The organism is Lysobacter hankyongensis (genome assembly GCF_039543145.1).
In the GTDB taxonomy this organism is placed as follows: domain Bacteria; phylum Pseudomonadota; class Gammaproteobacteria; order Xanthomonadales; family Xanthomonadaceae; genus Lysobacter_I; species Lysobacter_I hankyongensis.
Window position 1 is genome coordinate 697618 of sequence record NZ_BAABJE010000001.1, and the last position, 19736, is coordinate 717353.

At 68.9% G+C, this 19736-nt stretch carries 13 protein-coding genes and 3 pseudogenes; 3 read left to right on the top strand and 13 right to left on the bottom strand.

Features of this window, described 5'->3' with window-relative positions; all coding sequences use genetic code 11:
• Positions 1-37 precede the first annotated feature (37 nt).
• The 3 genes from ABD974_RS03215 to ABD974_RS03225 are packed head-to-tail and all read right to left on the bottom strand — an operon-like array spanning position 38 to position 3563.
• Complete coding sequence (locus tag ABD974_RS03215; protein ID WP_345301809.1) at positions 38-1312, bottom strand: ABC transporter permease; 1275 nt, start codon at positions 1310-1312, stop codon at positions 38-40.
• A complete protein-coding gene (locus ABD974_RS03220; RefSeq protein WP_345301810.1) occupies positions 1309-2058 on the bottom strand; it encodes an ABC transporter ATP-binding protein in 750 nt (249 codons plus the stop codon). Before ABD974_RS03220 ends, ABD974_RS03215 begins: the two co-directional genes overlap by 4 nt.
• On the bottom strand, positions 2055-3563 hold the full coding sequence (locus tag ABD974_RS03225; protein ID WP_345301811.1) for an efflux RND transporter periplasmic adaptor subunit: 1509 nt from the start codon (positions 3561-3563) through the stop codon (positions 2055-2057). The genes ABD974_RS03220 and ABD974_RS03225 overlap by 4 nt, the downstream gene beginning before the upstream one ends.
• 178 nt (positions 3564-3741) lie before the next feature.
• On the opposite strand from ABD974_RS03225, the gene ABD974_RS03230 reads away from it, so the two are divergent.
• Positions 3742-4089 (top strand): DMT family protein, encoded by a 348-nt coding sequence (locus ABD974_RS03230; protein ID WP_345301812.1) that lies wholly within the window; start codon positions 3742-3744, stop codon positions 4087-4089.
• Positions 4090-4244: 155 nt separating this feature from the next.
• Here the strand turns inward: ABD974_RS03230 and ABD974_RS03235 are convergent, their stop codons facing one another.
• The 5 genes from ABD974_RS03235 to nudE all read right to left on the bottom strand — a co-directional run bounded on the left by ABD974_RS03235 (position 4245) and on the right by nudE (position 7228).
• Complete coding sequence (locus ABD974_RS03235; RefSeq protein WP_345301813.1) at positions 4245-4547, bottom strand: Mpo1-like protein; 303 nt, start codon at positions 4545-4547, stop codon at positions 4245-4247.
• 12 nt (positions 4548-4559) lie between these two features.
• Positions 4560-4904 carry a hypothetical protein gene (locus tag ABD974_RS03240; protein WP_345301814.1) on the bottom strand — a complete coding sequence of 115 codons (345 nt, stop codon included), beginning with the start codon at positions 4902-4904 and terminating at the stop codon, positions 4560-4562.
• The gene (gene mazG / locus ABD974_RS03245) at positions 4901-5755 is read right to left on the bottom strand and encodes a nucleoside triphosphate pyrophosphohydrolase (RefSeq protein WP_345301815.1); all 855 of its coding nucleotides are present in this window, start codon (positions 5753-5755) and stop codon (positions 4901-4903) included. The genes ABD974_RS03240 and mazG overlap by 4 nt, the downstream gene beginning before the upstream one ends.
• A 122-nt stretch (positions 5756-5877) precedes the next feature.
• Positions 5878-6687 carry a 3'(2'),5'-bisphosphate nucleotidase CysQ gene (cysQ, locus tag ABD974_RS03250; RefSeq protein ID WP_345301816.1) on the bottom strand — a complete coding sequence of 270 codons (810 nt, stop codon included), beginning with the start codon at positions 6685-6687 and terminating at the stop codon, positions 5878-5880.
• On the bottom strand, positions 6668-7228 hold the full coding sequence (nudE, locus tag ABD974_RS03255; RefSeq protein WP_345301817.1) for an ADP compounds hydrolase NudE: 561 nt from the start codon (positions 7226-7228) through the stop codon (positions 6668-6670). Before nudE ends, cysQ begins: the two co-directional genes overlap by 20 nt.
• A 62-nt stretch (positions 7229-7290) precedes the next feature.
• Here nudE and bioA point away from each other — a divergent pair, with 62 nt between their 5' ends.
• Together bioA and ABD974_RS03265 are read left to right on the top strand one after the other, a co-directional pair.
• Positions 7291-8676: an adenosylmethionine--8-amino-7-oxononanoate transaminase gene (gene bioA, locus ABD974_RS03260; protein WP_425562621.1), complete on the top strand. Its 1386-nt coding sequence runs from the start codon at positions 7291-7293 to the stop codon at positions 8674-8676.
• On the top strand, positions 8667-9398 hold the full coding sequence (locus ABD974_RS03265; RefSeq protein ID WP_345301819.1) for a 16S rRNA (uracil(1498)-N(3))-methyltransferase: 732 nt from the start codon (positions 8667-8669) through the stop codon (positions 9396-9398). Before bioA ends, ABD974_RS03265 begins: the two co-directional genes overlap by 10 nt.
• 228 nt (positions 9399-9626) lie before the next feature.
• On the opposite strand, the gene ABD974_RS03270 is transcribed toward ABD974_RS03265, so the two are convergent.
• The 5 genes and pseudogenes from ABD974_RS03270 to ABD974_RS19495 form a co-directional block, all read right to left on the bottom strand.
• Complete coding sequence (locus ABD974_RS03270; protein ID WP_345301820.1) at positions 9627-10118, bottom strand: chemotaxis protein CheW; 492 nt, start codon at positions 10116-10118, stop codon at positions 9627-9629.
• A 22-nt stretch (positions 10119-10140) separates the two neighbouring features.
• Positions 10141-12213, bottom strand: a complete 2073-nt coding sequence (locus ABD974_RS03275; RefSeq protein ID WP_345301821.1) for a chemotaxis protein CheB — start codon at positions 12211-12213, stop codon at positions 10141-10143.
• A pseudogene (locus tag ABD974_RS19485) lies at positions 12206-14083 on the bottom strand (response regulator); the annotation flags it as partial. The pseudogene ABD974_RS19485 and the gene ABD974_RS03275, both read right to left, overlap by 8 nt.
• A gap of 1053 nt (positions 14084-15136) precedes the next feature.
• Positions 15137-17965 (bottom strand): annotated as a pseudogene (locus ABD974_RS19490) (Hpt domain-containing protein); the annotation flags it as partial.
• 45 nt (positions 17966-18010) lie between these two features.
• A pseudogene (locus ABD974_RS19495) lies at positions 18011-19705 on the bottom strand (FimL-related protein); the annotation flags it as partial.
• Between the last annotated feature and the right edge of the window lie 31 nt (positions 19706-19736).

The window sequence follows — 19736 nt, forward strand, 5'->3', positions numbered from 1 at the left end:
TGCGGCAAAGCGGCCGAGCCGCGATGCCAAAACCGGTTTACTGCTGCCGCAACGCTTCGATCGGATCGAGTTTCGCCGCCTTGCTCGCCGGGTAATAACCGAAGAACAAACCGGTCGCGATCGAGAAGCCTGCGGCCAATCCGATGACCTGGCTGTTGAGCGCCACCGGCAGCGCGCCGACCTTGCTCACCAGCAGCGCGCCGACCACGCCCAGGGCGATTCCGACCACGCCGCCGATCAGCGAGATCAGCATCGCTTCGGCGAGGAACTGGCGGCGGATGTCGCGCGGTCCCGCGCCCACCGCCATGCGCAGGCCGATCTCGCGGATGCGCTCGGTCACCGACACCAGCATGATGTTCATGATGCCGATGCCGCCGACGATCAGCGAAATGCCGGCCACCGCGCCGAGCAGCCACGACATGAGTTTCGTGGTCTGGGTGCGCGCGCTGACGATCTCGGCGAGATTGCGGACGTTGAAGTCGTCCTCCTCGCCCGGCTGGATCTTGTGACGCTGACGCAGCAGCGCTTCGATCTCGGCCTGCGCGTTCGAGAGACCGTCGGGATCGGCCACGCCGACGCTGATCTGCTGCACCGCACCGGGCGGCAGCGACGCGTTGCTCGACATGCGACGACGCGCGGTGTCGAGCGGAATCACGATCAGATCGTCCTGATCCTGGCCGAAACCGCCCTGGCCCTTCGACTTCAGCACGCCGACCACGGTGAACGGCACGCGGCCGAGGCGCAGGGTCTGACCCACCGCTTCCTCGTCGCCGAACAGCTCGCGGCGCAGGGTTTCGCCGATGATCGCGGACTTGTCGCCGCCGCTGTAATCGCCGGCTTCGAAGCCCGGGCCGCTGGCCAATTCCCAGCCGTTGATCTCGAACCAGTCGGGCTCGACGCCGTACCAGCTGCTGGACCAGTTGTTCTCGGCGTACACGGCCTGGGTGCCGCCGCGCAGCACACCGCTGATGTACTGGATGCCGCCGACTTCGCGACGGATGGCGTCGATGTCGTCCTCGTTCAGCGTGTAGAAGCTGCTGGCGCTCATGCGCACGCCGCCCATGCCGCGGCCGGCGCCGGGGTTGATGTCGAGCCGCTGCGAGCCGAGCCCGGACACCAGCTTCTCGATCTCGGCCTGGGTGCCCTGGCCGACCGACACCATCACGATCACCGCGGCGATGCCGATGATCACGCCCAGCGAGGTCAGCGCGCTGCGCAGCCAATTGCCGCGCAGGGCGAAGGTCGCGGTGCGCATCACTTCGAGCAGGGTCAATCCGCCGGGTGCGGGCGTGCCCGGATCGTGCGGGCTCATGCCGATGTCTCCGTCGCGGGCGGCACGCCGTCGTGAAGCTCGCCATCGCGCATCACGCAGGTGCGATCGGCGTGTTCGGCCACTTCGGCATCGTGGGTGATCAGGATGATGGTGTGGCCCTCGCCTCGCAGACGTTCGAACAACGCCAGGATCTCCTGGCCGGTGCGCGTGTCGAGCGCGCCGGTGGGTTCGTCGGCCATCAGGATCGGCGGGCGCTGGATCAGCGCGCGCGCGATCGCCACGCGCTGCTGCTGGCCGCCGGACAGTTCGCTGGGCCGGTGCTGCATGCGTTCGCCCAGGCCGACCGCGGCCAAAGCCTCGGCGGCGCGGCGGCGGCGTTCGGCCGGCGGCACCCGCGCATAGCTCAGCGGCATCGCCACGTTGTCCAGCGCGCTCATCCGCGACAGCAGATTGAAGCCCTGAAACACGAAACCGATCTTGTCGCGGCGGAGCATCGCGCGCTCTTCCGCATCGAGCGTGGCGACGTCGACGCCGTCGCAGAGGTAGACGCCGGAGGTCGGCGTATCGAGGCAACCGATCAGGTTCATCAGCGTCGACTTTCCGGAACCGGACGGCCCCATGATCGCGACGAACTCGCCGAGACCGATCTTGAGATCGACATTCTTCAGCGCCACCACTTCGGCTTCGCTGCCGGCCGAATAGACCTTGCCGAGGGCGCGGGTTTCGATCACCGGATGCGTCGCGCCGGTCCGCAGCGCTTCATGCGGGCGGAGCGCTGCACTCACTTCGCAGGCTCCGCCGTCTGCAGACCGACGATCACTTCGTCGCCCACCTTGAAGTCGCCGATGATTTCGGTGCTGCTGCCGTCGGATGCGCCGACCCGCACCGTCACCGCCTTCGGCTTGCCGTCGGCGAGCACGTAGACCGGAGCGCGGCGCGCGCCGACGAGGGCATTGATCGCGCTGTCCCACTCGCGACGCTGATCGTCGTTCAGCGCGGCGCGGAACGCACCGAACTGCTGGTTGAAGCGCTCCATCATCCGCTGGCGCATCGCACCGCTGGCGTTGCCCCCGCGCGGCGCCTGGCCACCGCCGGCGCCGGGCATCCGGCCGAACAGCGCGCTGCCGCCGGTCTGGCCCTGGGGCGGCGTCGCGGTGCGCGCGGCGATGCGTTCGCGCATCTTCGCCAGCGCGTCGTCGAAGGCGGCCTGCTGGGCGGCGTCGAGCTTCAGCGTCGCCGCGATCGCCGGCAGTTCTTCGGTCATGCCGCCGCCGCGCTGCGGGGTTTCGGGCGTCGCGGCCGGGTCCACCGGCGGCTTGAAGCGCATCGCCGCGTTCGGCACTTTGAGCACACCGTCGCGGCGGCTGACTTCGATCTCGGCGTTGGCGGTGAGTCCCGGCAGCAGCGCCTGATCGGCGTTGTCGACCGCAACCACCACCGGGAAGGTGATGACGTTGTTGGTGTTGGTCGCCGACAGCCGCACCTGGCTGACTTCGCCGCGGAACTGGCGGTCGGGGAAGGCGTCGACGGTGAAACTGACCGTCTGCCCCTGCTTGACCTGGCCGATGTCGGATTCGTCCACCGCCAGCACGATCTCCATCCGCGACAGGTCTTCGGCGATCTTGAACAGCACCGGCGCCTGCAGGCTGGCGGCCACGGTCTGGCCCGGCTCGATCGAACGGTTCAGCACCACGCCGTCGACCGGCGAATAGATCACCGTGCGACCGAGGTTGAGGCGCGCGTTGCGGGTGGAGGCTTCCTGCTGGCGGATCTGGGCTTCGGCCTGCGCGACCTGCGCACGGGCCTGATCGCGCGCGGCCAGTGCCTGATCGAGGTCGCCGCGGGCGACGAGCTTCTGCGCCGCCAGTTCGCGGTTGCGGCTGTAGGCCAGTTCGGCGTTGCGCAGCGTGGCCTGCGCGGTCGCCAGACTGGCGCGGGCGCTGGCGATGCTGGCATCGCCCTGGGCGATCTGGGCCTCGAAGGTGCTGGGGTCGATGCGGGCGATGACCTGGCCCTTGCGGACGCGGTCGTTGAAGTCGACCAGCACTTCCTCGACCTTGCCGGACACCTCGCTGCCCACGTCCACCGTCGACAGCGCGCCGAGAGTGCCGGTGGCGGAGATCGCCACGCGGATGTCGCCCTGCTCCACCGCGGCAGTGCGGAACCGTTGTTCATCGTCGCCACCGCCTCTGCCTTTCCAGAACCACAGCGCGGCCACCACCGCCACGAGGGCGATCGAGACGATGACGAAACGGGGAATGCGCGAACCGGTCTTGCGATATGGGGACATGGGGGCTGCGGGTCGGAGGTGGAGGGTATGAACGCTCGGGCGGCACCGGGGTTGACACAGGGCGCGCACGGGAGTTCCCGTGATGGATGCGAAGCGGGGCGCCGGCCTTGGCAGGGGCCGCCTTGGCGAAGCCGGCGGCTCCGCGCATCATCGCACGACACCCAATGCCGACGCTGCCATGCCTTTCGCCATAGAACGCCTGACCCCCATCGCCCTGCTGCTGTGCTCCAACGTCTTCATGACCTTCGCCTGGTACGGGCATCTGAAATACAAAAGCTCGCCGCTGCCGGTGGTCATCGCCGCCAGCTGGGGCATCGCCTTCTTCGAGTATCTGCTGATGGTGCCGGCGAACCGCTGGGGCAGCGCGTACTACTCGGCGCCGCAGCTCAAGGGCATGCAGGAAGTGATCACGCTGCTGGTGTTCGCGGGCTTCTCGACGTGGTTCCTGGATCAACCGCTGAAATGGAACCACTGGGCCGGCTTCGGCCTGATCGTCGTGGCCGCGTGGCTGATCTTCATGGAGTGAGGCGAACGCCGCGTCGCGCGCCACGGCCGTAGGCTGGCGCTGAGCGCAGCGAAGCCCAGCGTCACGAGCATGTCGCCGGTCGAAGCGCTGGGCTTCGCTGCGCTCAGCGCCAGCCTACGCGGGTGCGATTTGCGGGAGGATTCTGGCGCGAAGTGTCAGAACTTGATTTTTCCGATCAGGATGTCCTTGTACATGACCCAATCCCCGGCAAACGAATAGAACGGATATTTGAACGTCGCCGGGCGGTTCTTCTCGAAGAAGAAATGGCCGACCCACGCGAAGGCGTACCCGCTGACCAGCGCGGCCAGCAGCCACCAGGCGTTGTCGCGCAGCATCGCGGTGACGATGAAGACGATGGACAGGCTGGTGCCGACGAAATGCAGGCGCCGGCAGGTGCGGTTGTGGTGTTCGCCGAGGTAGAACGGATAGAACTCGCGGAAGCTCGAAAATCCGGACATGGGCCCCTCCCGTCAGGGCGATGGCGCGCGTCGTTGCGCGAAACGCTGCAGCAGCAGGACGACACCGTACCAGAGGAACAACATACCGAGCAGGTTCGGGACGCTCAGCGACCACTCGGTCTGATGCCAACCGTAGTACAACAGCGCGAGGCCAAGCGCGACCAGCAGCATCGACCAGACCACGCCCACCGGCGCATCGCCGCGCGCCCCCCGGCGACGCAGATGCGCGGCGCAGGCCTCGTCGCAGTGCAGGCCGATGGCGCCGTCGTCGTGGCCACAGGCTTCGCTGCAGAGGCCCTTGCCGCAGGCGGTGCAGACGCCGACCGCGACGCGGTCGCGATGGCGCCAGCAGTTCATGCCCCGCTCCGCTCCGCGGCCTTGGCGCGATGCCAATAGGCGTCCTGGTCGGCCAGCGACAGGTCCTCCAGTTGCACGCCGTCGGCGGCGGCCATCGCTTCCATCGCGCGGAAGCGGCGCTCGAACTTGTGGTTGGCGCGACGCATCGCCGCGCCCGGATCGACCTTCGCATGCCGCGCCAGATTCGCGGCGACGAACAGCAGATCGCCGAGTTCGTCCTCCAGCCGGTCGCGCACCGCGGCATCGCCCGGCGCCGCGGCCAGGGCATCGAACTCGACCCGGACTTCGTCCAGTTCTTCCTTCAGTTTCTCGATCACCGGCGCCGGACCCGGCCAGTCGAACCCGACGGTCGCGGCCTTCTTCTGCAGCTTCACCGCGCGCTGCCATTCCGGCAGGCCGCGGGCGACGCCGGCCAGCGCCGATGTGTCGACGGCGCTGCCATGCCCCTGCGCCGCATGTTTCGCCAGCCGTTCCTTCTTCTTCTCGGCGTCCCACATCGCGTTGAGCGCATCGCTGTCGGCGATGCTCATGCCCGCGAACACGTGCGGGTGACGGCGCTCCATCTTGTCGCTGATCGCGGCGACGACATCGGCGAACGCGAACGCGCCCTGTTCCTCGGCCATGCGCGCATGGAACACGACCTGAAACAGCAGATCGCCGAGCTCGTCCTTCAGGTCGTCGAGATCGTTGCGATCGATGGCGTCGGCGACTTCGTAGGCCTCCTCGACGGTGTACGGCGCGATGGTGGCGAAGGTCTGCTTCAGATCCCACGGACACCCGCCCTGCGGGTCGCGCAGGCGGGCCATGATCGCGAGGAGGCGCCGGATGTCGGTTGGATCGGTCTCAGACATGCGCCAACTCCCACGAATGCATCACGACACCCCGGTAGAGCGGCCTTCAGGCCGCTGATCGATTGCGGATGCAAAGAGCAGCGGCCTGAAGGCCGCTCTACCGGCGACGGAAAACACCGGGATCACACCCAGTCCCGCCAAGGCAGTTGCGGATCCCCCAGCGCCACGAAATCGCCGTTGAGCAGCGTGTCGCGCTGGTTGTAGCGGAACGGGCGGCCCTGCGGATCGAGCACGACGCCGCCGGCGGCTTCGACGATCGCCTGGCCCGCGGCGGTGTCCCATTCGCTGGTCGGCGCGAAGCGCGGATAGACGTCGATGGCGCCCTCGGCGACGCGGCAGAACTTCAGCGACGAACCGACGCCGATCGCTTCCAGCTCGCCGCGGTCGGCGGCCATCTTCGCCATGAACGCCTCGGTGCGCGGGTCGCGATGCGAGCGGCTGGCGGCGACGCGCAGCGGCGCTTCGGCCGGCGTGCGCGTTTCCAGCGCGACCTCGCCGCCGTCGGCGCGACGATACGCACCGTGCGCGGGATCGCCCCACCACAGCACGCCGGTCACCGGCGCCTGGATCACGCCGAAGGTCGCCACGCCGTCCTCGATCAGGGCGATGTTGACGGTGAACTCGCCGTTGCGCTTCACGAACTCGCGGGTGCCGTCGAGCGGGTCGACCAGCCACAGCCGCGACCAGCGGCGGCGTTCCGCGGCGGGGAGTTCCGCGGACTCCTCGGACAGCACCGGGATGTCGGGGGTCAGCGCCTGCAGGCCATCGACGATGCGCCGGTGCGATGCGAGATCGGCGGCGGTCAACGGGCTGTCGTCGGCCTTGTGGTCGACGTCGAAGGGATGTTCGTAGATGCGGAGGATGTCGGCGGCGGCGGCGGCGGCGAGGGCGATCACGCCTTCGCGGATCGATTCATCGAGCAATGTCGGCATGACGCAACCACTCCCTGACCAGAAACAGCGAGGCGATCGAACGCCCTTCGGAAAACGCGTCGTCCAGGATCAGCTCGTGCAGCGCATCGAGCCGCCACGGCACCACGTCCAGCGGCTCCGGCTCGTCGCCGGGCAGCCGTTCTTCGTACAGATCGCGGGCCAGCACCAGCACGGTCTCGTGGCCCATGTAGGTCGGCGCAAGGCTGATCCGGCGCAGCACCGTGAGCGAACGCGCGCCGTAGCCGGCCTCTTCCTTCAACTCGCGATCGGCGGCCTCCTCGGGCGTTTCGCCGGGATCGATCTTGCCCTTCACCAGTCCGAGTTCGTAGCGGTGCGTGCCGGCCGCGTACTCGCGGATCAGCAGTGCGGTGTCGTCGTCGAGCAGCGGCACCACGATCACCGCGCCGTGACCGATGGCGGGGGCGCGGTGATAGCAGCGGCGTTCGCCGTTGCTGAATTCGAGATCCAGCTCCTCGATCACGCGCCCGGGATCACCCTGACGGCGGCGCACGGCATGGACGATCGGCAGCGGACGGCTCACGGCGCACCCGCGCAGCGAGCCATAATGAAGGGATGAACGATGGGATGAGCAGGCATGCCCCGATGATAAACGACGCCGACCATTGGCGGTCGCGCGACCTCGCGGTGCTCTGGCACCCCTGCACGCAGATGCGCGAGCACCCCGACGCCCTGCCGCTGCTGCCGGTGGCGCGCGGCGACGGCGCATGGCTGGTCGGCCACGATGGCCGCCGCACCCTCGACGGGGTCAGCAGCTGGTGGACCAACCTCCACGGCCACGCCGAACCGCGCATCGCCGAGGCCATCGCCCGTCAGGCGCGCACGCTGGAACAGGTGATCCTGGCCGGCTTTTCGCATGCGCCGGCGGTGGAGCTGGCCGAACGCCTGCTGGCGGTGGCGCCGCGCCAGCCCGGGCGGGCGCCGCTGGCCAAGGTTTTCTACGCCGACAACGGGTCGGCCGGCGTGGAAGTCGCGCTGAAGATGGCCTTCCACTGGTATCGCAACCGCGGCGACGAACCGCGACGCACGAAGTTCGTCGCCCTCACCAACAGCTATCACGGCGAGACCGTGGGCGCGCTGTCGGTGGGCGACATCCCGCTGTATCGCCGCGTCTACGCGCCGCTGCTGCTGGACGTGCTGTTCGCGCCGACGCCCGACGCCTTCGGCACCGCCGATGCCCGCGCGGCGGCGGCGCGCGCCGAGGACGCCGCCGATGCCCTCGCCCGCCTGCTCGATGCGCATCCGGGCGAAGTCTGCGCGCTGATCCTCGAACCGCTGGTGCAGTGCGCAGGCGGCATGCGCATGCACCATCCCGTGTACCTCAAGCGCGTGCGCGACCTGTGCGACGCGCACGGCGTGTTCCTGATCGCCGACGAGATCGCGACCGGCTTCGGCCGCACCGGCTCTCTTTTTGCTTTCGAACAGGCCGGGGTCCAGCCCGATCTGATGTGCCTGTCGAAAGGCCTCACCGGCGGCTTCCTGCCGCTGTGCGCGGTCTTGGCCACGCAGCAGATCTACGACGGCTTCCTCGATGATTCGCGCGAACGCGCCTTCCTGCATTCGCACAGCTACAGCGGCAATCCGCTGGCCTGCGCGGCGGCGCTGGCCTCGCTGGACATCCTGCAGCAGGACGACGTGATCGCGCGCAATCGCGACACCGCCGCGACCATGGCCGCACTGGCCGCGCCGTTCGCCGCGCATCCGCTGGTGGCCGAGGTGCGACAGACCGGCATGATCCTCGCCATCGAACTGCGGCCGGAACCGGAGAACGCCGACGATGGCAATGCGGTCGAGATCGCCGGTCGCCGCGGCCTGCGCATGTATCGCGCGGCGCTGGATCGCGGGGTGCTGCTGCGGCCGCTCGGCGACGTGCTGTACTGGATGCCGCCCTACTGCGTCGACGATGCGCAGCTCGCGCTGCTCGCCGACGCCACTCATGCCTCCATCGAGGAAGCCGCCCGATGCGCCTGACCCGCGTCTACGTCGATCAGCCGCTGCTGCCCGGTGCGCGCGTGGTCCTGCCCGAAAACGCCGGCGCGCATCTGGTCCGCGTGCTGCGTCTGCGCGAAGGCGAGGCCTGCGTGCTGTTCAACGGCGATGGCCGCGATTGCGACGCGCGCCTGCTGGCCGCGAACAAGCGCGGCGTCGAGGCCGAAATCGTCGGCGAGCGCATCGTCGACAACGAATCGCCGCTGCGGATGGTGCTGCTGCAGGGCATCGCGCGCGGCGAGAAGATGGATCTCATCCTGCAGAAAGCCACCGAACTGGGCGTGCAAGCGATCGCGCCGGTGTTCGCCGACCGCACCGAAGTGCGGCTCGACGGCGACCGCCTGCAGAAGCGCATGGATCACTGGCGCAGCGTCGTGGTCGCGGCCTGCGAACAGAGCGGCCGTGCGCGCATTCCCGACGTGTCGCCGGCGCGCGCGCTGGCCGAGGCCGCGGCGGCGCTGGACGCCGATGCGCTGAAGCTCACGCTCGATCCGCAGGGCGAACACCGCTTCGAGACCCTGGCGCGACCGCCGGGCACGGTGGTGATCGGCATCGGCCCCGAGGGCGGCTGGTCGGAGAAGGATCGCGTCGTGCTGCAGCAGCACGGTTTCAGCGGACTGCGCCTCGGCCCGCGCGTGCTGCGCACCGAAACCGCAGGGCTGGCCGCGATCGCGGCGATGCAGGCGCGATTCGGGGATCTGTAAGCGAACTTCTGTAGGCGAACTGGCGCCTGTTCGACCGTGGCTAACGATCGAGACCGAAGCCCCTGTGGGAGCGACGGAAGTCGCGACGCTCTTCGGGTTTTCAACAGCGGAATGGCCGATCGAGTCGAGACCGTTTCGCTTTTCCAGGAGCGCCGGGAGGCGCGACCGGGTAACCATCAGGCTAGCCGCAATCCGTCGCGACTTGCGTCGCTCCTACAAGAAGCGCGGTTACGCCGCCGGACGCAGCACGTCGGCGATCATCTTCTCGGCGACGTCGAGATCCGGCACCAGCGCCACGTCGTCGTTGAACATCACCCGCAGGCGGATGCCGTCGGGCAGCGTTTCGAGGTGCGCGCTGTCGACGATCATGTTGTCGCGGGTGATGGTGACCAGGCGCGGGAAGCCCTGCGCCACCAGCGCGAAGTACGGCAGTTTGGGATCGCCGCCGAGGGCCTTGAGCACGATCACCTTGTTGCCGACGGCCGCGCCTTCGGTATGCGTGCCCGCCAGCCGCGCGAACGAGACCAGCGGCAGGCGCCAGCCGCGCCAGCGGATCTGGCCGAGCAGCCACGCCGGCGCGTTGTCCACCGGATCGGGATCGGCGTAGGACAGCACTTCGACCGTCGCGGCGTTCGGCAGCAGCAGCTGCGAACCCGCGATCTGGATCAGGACGCCTCGGATATCGTTGACGTTCGCACTGTGGGAAGCGGAGCTGTTCACGGCGGTACTCGTTGGAATGCGATCAATCGGAGCGCGAGCTCGGCCAGCGCGATGCGAGCCGGCCGGCGAGTTCGACGGGGAGCGCGGAGACGACGCCGCGGGCGCGCAGTTCGGCGCAGGCGGTGCCGTCGTAGCAGTCTTCGGCCGACTGCGCGATCACCAGCGTGCCGGCCGCGGCGGTGGCCTGCGCGACATCGACGAGCTGCGGATCGCTGCCGCTGAGGAAGACCAGCGCGCTGTTCTTCGGCGGCAGCGCGGCGAACATGCCGGCGGCCGGCGCGGGATCGGCGACGAATCCGAAACTGGCGCCGCGCGCGGCGAGGCCGATGCCTTCGGGCAGGAAATAGATCGTGCCGGGATTCGCGGTGGCGCCGGCTTCGGCAAGCGCGACCGGCAGCGCGGACGCGCGTTCCATCTGCGCGACCAGACGATCGTAGCGGCCACCCTGCAGATGCAGGCGGACCAGCACCACCGCCGGGAATTCGGCGGGAAGCGCGGCCAGCAGTTGCCGCACCGGGTCCGGACCGCCCAGCCCGGCTTCGACCAGGACGATGCCGCAGGCGAGGGACGCGCCGAACGGCGACGAGGCATCGGCGGAACCGTCGTCGATATCGACCAGGGACAAGCCCGAAATGCGCGCTTCGAGCGCCGAGAGATCCGGCGCGGGCGCAGGCGACTTCGCAGGCGTTTCGACCGCGGCCGGCGCCTCGTCGACGGGCGTCAGCGACAGATCGCCGAGCGAGAAACCGATGGCCGGTTCGACGGGCGCCTGGCGAGGCGGTTCGACGATCGCGACGCTTGAGGTCGGAACGTCCTGCGCGGCGGTCGCGCCGCCGGCGATCAGATCCTCGAAGGAGATCACCTCTTCGACCACGCGCGGCTTCTGCGCCGACGGCGTCGCGTCTTCGATCTCGAAGGCATCGAGCGACAGGCCGCCATCGAAGCCGTCGTCGAAGGCGATCGGGGCGACGGACGAGGTCTCAGTGGTGACGCGCGTCGCCGACAGCTCTTCGAGGAAGAAGGCATCGTCGTCGAAACGCATCGGCGCGAGATCGGACGTCGGCTCCGAAGGCACATCGTCGAGCGCGAGCGGCGCGAGCTGCATGCTGTCCAACTGCATGCCATCCAACTGCACGCTCTCCAGCGACACGCTCTCGAACGTGGTGCCGTCGACATCGACGCTGTCGAGCGACATCGCATCGAGGGAGATGCTGTCTTCGTTGTCGAACGCGATCGGTTCGAGCTGCATGCTGTCGAGCTGCATGCTCTCGAGTTGCATGCTGTCCAGCTGCATGCTTTCGAGTTGCATGTTTTCGGGACGCGCACGCTCGATCGGAGCGCTGTCCAGGGAAATTTCTTCGATCGCCAGATCGTCGAACGAGAGACTGTCCGAAGCCGCGGGCGTCGCCGGTGGCGTCATGCCCCGCAGTTCGGCTTCCAGCGCTTCGAGTGCGAGGCCGGCCGGCGGCAGCGGAGGCGGCACGACCGACGGCGGCGGTACCGCGCTCGCCGACACCGACGGAATCGCATCGATCAGCGCGGCGTCCATCGGCACCGCAGCGGCGGCGTGCAGCGCCGGCGGCGCTTCCGACGGCGTCCCGTCGACCGGGACACGATCGGCATGCGCCACGGCTTCACGCGCGAAGTCGGCGAGATCGGCGTCGACGTAGGCCGCGGCCGGCTTCGGAATGGCGCCCGGCGAAGGCTGCCAGTCCTGATCGTTCTCGGCGCCGGGCGGCAGAACGTTGCCGTCGCGGCGCAGTTTCGCCGCCAGATGACGCGCCCAGCGCGCCGCATCCCAGCCGGCGCGGTGCGCGGCGAGATCGGCTTCGTCGAAGATCACGGTCAGATCGGGATCGGACAACAGCGCTTCGAGCTTGTCCAGCGCCGGTTCGATGCTCGGTTCCAACGCCACCAGCACCGCCTGCGGACGCTGCGCGCGCAGCGTGGCTTCGTCGATGGTCGCCGGATCGCCGGCGAACAGCAGCGCTGCCCCCGCCTGGCGCAGCGCCTCGGCGAGGTTGTCCGCAGCCTTGCCGGCGCGCGCCAGCAGCACGACGCGCGGAGCGGCATCCATGGCGGCCTGATCAGGCATCGGACCTCACCGCTTCGAGCAGGCCGAAGACGTTGCGCATCAATTCGTTCTCCTGGTACGGCTTGCCGAGATAACGGTCGACGCCGATGTCCATCGCGCGCTGGCGGTGTTTGTCGCCGGTGCGCGAGGTGATCATGATGATCGGCACCTTCGCCAACCGCGGATCGGCCTTCATCGCCGTCGCCAGCTCGTAACCGTCCATGCGCGGCATTTCGATGTCGAGCAGCATCAGATCGGGCACCACTTCGGCCAGACGTTCCAGCGCGTCCAGGCCGTCCTTCGCGGTGACCACTTCGAAGTTGTTGCGCTCCAGCACGCGGCCGGTGACCTTGCGCATGGTGATCGAGTCGTCGACCACCATGACCAGCGGCACCGCACGCGATTCGACCGGTGCGGCCTCCTCGATCTGCTCGTCCGGCAGCAGCGCGGCCTGACGACGCACCAGCGGCGCGACGTCGAGGATCACGACGACGCTGCCGTCGCCCATGATCGTGGCGCCAAAGATGCCGGGGATCGACGCGACCTGCGGGCCGATCGGCTTCACCACGATTTCGCGGTTGCCGACGATCTGGTCCACGGTCACGGCGACGTGCAGGTCGCCCGAACGGGTGAGCAGCACCGGCATCTGCAACTGACCTTCGGCCTTGGCCGGCGCGTGGCCGATCAGGCTGCCCAGATCGTGCAGCACGTACTCTTCGTTGCCGTAGCGGTAGCTGCTGACGTCGCCCTTGGCGAGCGCTTCGCGCGGGATGCGGCCGACGCCACGGACCGAGGCGATCGGCACCGCGAAGGTGGTTTCGCCGACGCGGACGAAGGCCGCCTGGGTGACCGCCAGCGTCTGCGGCAGGCGCAGGGTGAAGACCGTGCCCTTGCCGAGCTCCGACTGGATGTCGATGGTGCCGCCGAGCTGGCGCACTTCGCTGGCGACCACGTCCATGCCGACGCCGCGGCCGGCGAGACGGGTCACTTCCTCGGCGGTGGAGAAGCCGGGTTCGAAGATCAGCGCGTCGAGCTGCGTGTTCGACAGCGGCACGTCCTTGCGGACGAGACCGCGGGCTTCGCCGCGCTCGCGGATCGCCTTGCGGTCGAGGCCCCGACCGTCGTCGCTGATCTGCAGCACGACTTCGGAACCTTCCTTGCGGATCGACAGCGTGACCACGCCCTCTTCCGGCTTGCCGGACTGGGCGCGGATGCCGGGCTTCTCGAGGCCGTGCGCGACCGCGTTGCGGAGCATGTGCTCCAGCGGCGCGGTCATGCGCTCCAGCACGTTGCGGTCGAGTTCGCCCTGGGCGCCTTCGAGCTTGAGCTGGGCCGGCTTGCCGCTGTCGGTGGACGCCTGTCGCAGCACGCGGCGCAGGCGCGGCACCACGGTGTCGAACGGCACCATGCGGGTGCGCATCAGACCTTCCTGCAGTTCCGAGCTCACGCGCGACTGCTGCAGCAGCAGGGTTTCGTAACCCTGGGTCAGGTCGTCGAGGGTGCCCTGCAAACTGCTCAGGTCGGTCGCGGTTTCGGCGAGCGCGCGCGAGAGCTGCTGCAGGTTGGAGAAGCGGTCGAGTTCCAGCGGATCGAAGGTCGCGTCGCGGGTTTCGCCCTCGCGCTGATAGCGCGCGATGATCTGCGCTTCGGTTTCGATCTCCAGGCGGCGGAGCTGGTCGCGCAGACGCAGATTCGTCTGCTCCATTTCCGCCGTGGCGCCGCGGAACGCGCCGAGCTGCTGTTCGAGGCGCGAACGGTAGATCGCGACTTCGCCCGCGTAGTTCACCAGGCGGTCGAGCAGTTCGGCGCGGACGCGGACCTGCTCCTGGGTGCCGCGCAGACCGAGGTCGTCGTCCGCGCCGGCGCTGAAGTCCATCGGCATCGACAGCGGCTTGAGACCCGGCAGCGGTGCGAAGACCGGCGGCGTGTACGCAGACTGCGCAACGTCGGCGACTTCGGGCTGGTCGATGCCTGGCTCTTCGGCGGCCGGCTCTTCGACAGCCGGCTCTTCGACAGCGCGTTCTTCGAGGGCCGACTCTTCGAGAGCCGGTTGTTCGAGGGCAGGTTCTTCGAGGACGACTTCTTCGAGAGCAGGCGCATCGTGAGCGGGCGTTTCGACGACAAGCGCATCGACCGCATCCGTATCGAAGGCATGCGCTTCGAGAGCAGACTCTTCGATCGCATGTTCTTCGACAGCCGGCGCTTCGATGGCCGCCGGCTCGAGCGCCGGCGTTTCGCGCGCAGGCGTTCCGGCGAGGAGCGCTTCGAAATCTTCGAGTTCGAATGCAGGCAGATCGAGCGCGGACGACGTCGCGTCGCCGACGGCGGCGTCGGGCGCGAACGCCGCATCGCCATCGTTCGACACCGGTTCCTGCACGGGCAGCACGACATCGGCGAAGGCATCGTCGACAGGGGTGTACTCGACCCGCGGCTGCTCGGCGAGCGGCTGTTCGACGGACCGCTCCGCTTCGGGCGTCGTTTCGAGCGAGATCTCTTCGTCGAACACGAAATCTTCGAGCGCGATCTCGTCGACCAAGGTACCGGCAGGCGCGTCCGCGACGGGGGCCGCGCTTTCGGGCATGTCGAATTCGACCAGATCGAGTGCGGACGTTTCGAGAGTCAGCTCCTCAAGCGCCAGCGCTTCGACGGCCGCCTCTTCGACCGCATGCTCTTCGACCGCATGCGCTTCGACGGCAGGCGCTTCGAGCGTGATCTCTTCGACGACAAGGGATTCGACAGCCGGCGATTCGATAACCGCTTCTTCGACGGCGGGCGTTTCGACCGCAGGCGCCGTGAACTCGATGTCGTCGAACGCGTCCTCCACCTGCACCTGCGGTGCGGCCGGCGCGGATTCGAGCGCATGGCCGAGGGCACGAGTGTCGAACGCCGCGATCAGCGCGTCCGGCATCGCGACCGCACGACGGTCGCCGACGCGTGTGACCATGGTATGCAGGCGATCGAAACCGCCTTCGAGCAGCGGAATGTCCTGGCGGCCGAGCTGCAGGCGATGCTCCGCTGCGGCTTCGAGCAGCGATTCCATCGCATGACCGAGTTCGCCGATGGCCATGATCCCGGCCATGCGCGCACCGCCCTTGAGCGTGTGCAGGTCGCGCTGCAGACCGGCGATGACTTCGCGCTCGTCCGGGCTCTCGCGGAGCCGGACCAGCAACTGGTCGGAGTGATCGAGCAGGTCGCGGCCTTCCTCGACGAAGATATCGACCAGATCGGCATCCAGGTCGCCCATTTCGAGCGCATCGTCCGGGTCGACGACCGCCGAATGGGCGAGCAGCACCGACACCACCGACGTTTGCGTGGCGGTTGCGGCGACAGGCGCGGGTTCGACCGGCGCGGGCTCGGCAAGTACGGGCGGAATCTCGAAATCGGCGAACGCAGGCAACTCGACGTGTTCCGCCGGTTCGGGTTCGCCACCTTCGGCGAGCAGCCGCTCGGCTTCCAGAAGCTCGGCTTCGCGCTGCACGGCCTGCTGACGCTCGGCTTCGAGGCGTTCGTCCTCGATCCGGATGAGATCCAGCAGTTCCTGCTCGCGGAAAGCCGCTTCGGCACGTTCCGTTTCGAGACGTTCGGCTTCGAGACGTTCGGCTTCGAGACGTTCGGCTTCGAGACGTTCGGCTTCGAGACGTTCGGCTTCGAGGCGTTCGGCTTCGAGACGTTCGGCTTCGAGACGTTCGGCTTCGAGACGTTCGGCTTCGAGACGTTCGGCTTCGAGGCGTTCGGCTTCGAGGCGTTCGGCTTCGAGGCGTTCGGCTTCGAGACGTTCGGCTTCGAGACGTTCGGCTTCGAGGCGTTCGGCCTTGAGACGTTCGGCTTCGAGACGTTCGTTCTCGATGCGGATGAAATCCTGCTGTTCCCGTTCGCGCAATGCCGCAACGGCACGCTCGGCTTCGAGACGTTCGGCTTCGAGCCGTTCGGCCTCGGCACGCGCAGCTTCAGCACGTTCCGCTTCGAGACGTTCGGCCTCGAAGGATTCCATCAGCGCCAGCAGTCGCTCGGCGTCGTCGGGATCGGCCGGCAGCGCGGCATCGGCCGGCGCCTGGGGCGCATCGACGTCGACCGCGTCGAGCGCGGACGCGGTCGTGTCGACCGGTGCGGACTCCGCCTGGCCCAGGAGGCGCGCAAGCTCCGCCTCGTCTTCCGCGGTGAGCATGAGCGGGCCGAAATCCGAAGCCCGTGCGGTCTCGCGCACCGTCGCGGGCGCGTCCGGCGTCGCATCGAAATGGCCGTAGGCGCTCAGATCCAGCTCGGTGAGCTCGACCGGCTGCTCGACCGTCGATGCGGGCGCGCCGTCCTCGAAACCCACCGGTTCCTCGACCAGACCACCGACCGACCGCGAATCCGGCAGGCTGTCGCGCAGCGCCACGAAACGCGCGGAGAGCGCATCGCAGCGCGGCACGCGTCCGCCCTGCACCGTGAGCGCGGAAATCGTCGCACGCACGCGCTCGGCCAGTTCGCCGATGGCGTCGACACCTTCGGCGTCGGCGACCTCGGCGGAGGCGAGCAGGCGGTGCACATACCCTTCGGCAGGCGTCAGCGCGTCGGTGATCGACGGCACTTCGGCCATCGCGAACGCACCGTTCATGGTGTGGATCGCGCGGACCAGCGGTTCGTCGGCCGCGACCGGCGCGCTGCGCGCGCGGGCCAGCCAGCCGTGGATGGTGGTCAGATGGCCACCGACTTCGGCCTGCAGGATTTCGAGCAGGATCGCGTCGACGCTGACCGGAATGCCGTCTTCTTCGACGGCGGCCGGCGCTTCGGCCACGACGGGTTCGACCACGGGCGCGACTTCGACCGACGGCGCTTCGACCGGCGCGGTGTCGACGACGGCCGGCGCGGTCGCGATGGCGGCGATGACCGGCATCACTTCCTCGCCACCGGCGATGCGCTCGGCGAAGGATTCCATCGCGCGCAGGTCGACGGTCACGCCGCCTTCGCCCCGCAGCGCGGCGTGCAGCTGCGGCAGCGTCGAATAGGCCTGATCGACCATGGCGACCACCGGCGGCGTCGCCGGGCGATGCCCGTCGCGCACCTTGTTCAGCATGTTCTCGATCTTCCAGCTGAACTCGCCGAGGGTCTTGGCGCCGACGAGGCGACCGCTGCCCTTCAGCGTGTGGAAGACGCGGCGGACCGGCTGCAGCAGCTCGATGTTGTTCGGATCGGCCTTCCACGCCGGCAGCAGCAGGGCGAGGTTGCCGATCTCCTCCTCGAATTCCTCGAGGAAGATTTCGCGGATTTCGTCGTCGATGTCGTCGCTGGTGGCATCGAATCCGGCGGCGACCGGCTCGACAGCGGGCTCGACAACCGGCGCAGCGGTCGGCGCCGCCGGGGGGGGCGCGGCCGGTGCGGCCGGCTCGGCATCGGTGAGCACATCCACCGCGGAACGCGCTTCGACGGCTTCGACCGGCGGCACGACGTCGGCAGCCGGCGCGGTTTCGACCGGCGGCGCGAATGCGACGGGCTCGACCACGGGCACCGGCGTCGGCGTCGGGGCCACGGGTTCGCGCGGCGGCAGGAACAGCGGCACGAAGGGCTTGGCCTCGACCGGAGCTGCCGGTGCCGGCGTCTCCGCGACAGGCGCGATGGTGGCGGCTTCGACGACAGCGGGTGCAGCGGCAGCGGGCTCGACGGCAGCGGGCTCGACGGCAGCGGCTTCGATGGCGACAGGCTCGACGGCGGGCACTTCGACAACGGCCGCTTCGACGACTGCGGGCACTTCAACGGCAGGCGTTTCGACAGCACGCATTTCGACAGCGGGCATTTCGACAGCGGGCACGGCGACGGGCGCCGCCGCGGGCCGTTCGGCCGGCAGCGGCCAGTAGCCGAGGGCTTCCAGGCTGTTGCGGGCGATGTCGAGGATGTCGTCGCGATTCGCGCGCGATTCGCGCAGCGCTTCGAGGTAGTACTCGACGCTGGCGAGCGCGTCCGCGAAGGTGTCGAGCTGGCGGCCGTTCGGAATGCGGCGGCGCTCCAGCAGTTCGATTTCGGTGTAGAGCCGCACGCCGTCGAGATACTGGGCCGGCTGCGGCAGTTCCAGGATGTTCAGCGCGCCGGAGACGTCGCGAAGCAGCTTCGGCACCGGTTCGAGTTCGGCATGGCTCCAGGCGGTTTCGACGAACGCGACGAAGGCCTGCCGGGCGAGGGCGAAGTTGGCGATCGCCTCGCGCACCAGCACGTCCAGCACCTTGCGCGCTTCGGCGCCGGCGAGGTCGTCCTCGGAATCGACGCTGTCGCCGCTGGCGAGACGCGCGACCTGGTCGTCGAGCGATGCGTCGACGTACAGCAGCGCGCCGGCGACTTCCAGCAGCGCGGTCTCGTCGGCCTTGCGCTTGCCGTCGACGATCTCCTGCATCGCCTCGCGCTGTTGCAACACGAGGCTGCGGGCGAGACCGAGGCCGAGCATGCCGAGGGTGTCGGACACGTTTTGCAGGCGTTCCGCCTGCGGCTGCAGTTCGGCGGGATTGCTCTTGCCGGTGCGCAGGTACAGGTCGAGTTCGTCCTTCACCCGCAGCAGGTCTTCCTTGATCGCGGCGGAGACCGTGTCGAGCAGCGAACGATTGCGGCCGGCGACGCTGCCGCGGGCGTGATCGAGTTCGGATTCGGTCGGCTTCAGCGCGTCGAGCGCGAAGACATCGCGCAGCTTCGACAGCGCGGGATGCACGGAATCGCTGTGGGCGACGTGATACAGCAGCTGACGGGTCGGCTCCAGCGCAGCGTCGGCGCGCGGCGCGTCGAAACCGCCCTGCTGGAAGATGCCGCGGCTTTCGCGGTCGACGCTGGCGAAGGCCTGGCGCAGGCCGGCGCTCGACGTCATCGCCTTGTCGCGCAGCGCGGTGGCGACCATCGAGGCCACCCACAGCATCCGCCGCTGCGATTCGTCGGTGGTGCGGGCGAGCAGCGCTTCGGCCGCGAAATGCAGGCCCTCGGCGTCGCCGGGCGGGCCCTGTTCGGGCCACGACTGCAGCGCGTCGCGCAGGCGGACCAGATACGGCGCGACTTCATGCGCGCGCGCCGCGGGCGACAGCGGCGTCGCCTTGGGCAGCGTCGCCGGCAGCGGCCGGTCGAGATCCGGATTGAACAGCACGCTTTCGCTGAGGCCCGCCTCGCCGCGCGCGGCGCGCAGCTCGTTGAGCATCGGCAGCAGGACGATCGAGATTTCCTTGTGGCCGCTCTGCAGGCGTTCGAGATAGTCGGGCAGCAGCACCACGCCGCGCATCAGCGCCGAGCAGGCGCCGTCGCGGTCGGAAGCCTGGCCGTTCTGCAGCGCGACGGAGAGCTGTTCCATCTCCTCGGCGACCATCGCCGGCGCGTACAGCTCGACCATGCGCAGGGTGCCCTGCACCTGATGCAGCAGATCGGCGCAGACGCGCATCCGGCTGGTGTCGGACGGATCGTCGGCGAAGCCTTCAATCTCGACGCGCACCAGACGCAGGGTTTCGTCGAGCTCGGGTTTGACCCAGCCCAGCGCGCTGTATTCGATCGCGTCGTGGAGCGCGGTCATCGTGCGCCTCCGCGGGCGCAGCGGCGCCCGG

Excerpts from the sequence above, each read along its gene's own strand:
- ABD974_RS03215 (WP_345301809.1), bottom strand. The coding sequence starts at position 1,312 with ATGAGCCCGCACGATCCGGGCACGCCCGCACCCGGCGGATTGACCCTG.
- ABD974_RS03225 (WP_345301811.1), bottom strand. The coding sequence starts at position 3,563 with ATGTCCCCATATCGCAAGACCGGTTCGCGCATTCCCCGTTTCGTCATC.
- ABD974_RS03230 (WP_345301812.1), top strand. The coding sequence starts at position 3,742 with ATGCCTTTCGCCATAGAACGCCTGACCCCCATCGCCCTGCTGCTGTGC.
- ABD974_RS03235 (WP_345301813.1), bottom strand. The coding sequence starts at position 4,547 with ATGTCCGGATTTTCGAGCTTCCGCGAGTTCTATCCGTTCTACCTCGGC.
- ABD974_RS03240 (WP_345301814.1), bottom strand. The coding sequence starts at position 4,904 with ATGAACTGCTGGCGCCATCGCGACCGCGTCGCGGTCGGCGTCTGCACC.
- mazG (WP_345301815.1), bottom strand. The coding sequence starts at position 5,755 with ATGTCTGAGACCGATCCAACCGACATCCGGCGCCTCCTCGCGATCATG.
- cysQ (WP_345301816.1), bottom strand. The coding sequence starts at position 6,687 with ATGCCGACATTGCTCGATGAATCGATCCGCGAAGGCGTGATCGCCCTC.
- bioA (WP_425562621.1), top strand. The coding sequence starts at position 7,291 with ATGATAAACGACGCCGACCATTGGCGGTCGCGCGACCTCGCGGTGCTC.
- ABD974_RS03265 (WP_345301819.1), top strand. The coding sequence starts at position 8,667 with ATGCGCCTGACCCGCGTCTACGTCGATCAGCCGCTGCTGCCCGGTGCG.
- ABD974_RS03275 (WP_345301821.1), bottom strand. The coding sequence starts at position 12,213 with ATGCCTGATCAGGCCGCCATGGATGCCGCTCCGCGCGTCGTGCTGCTG.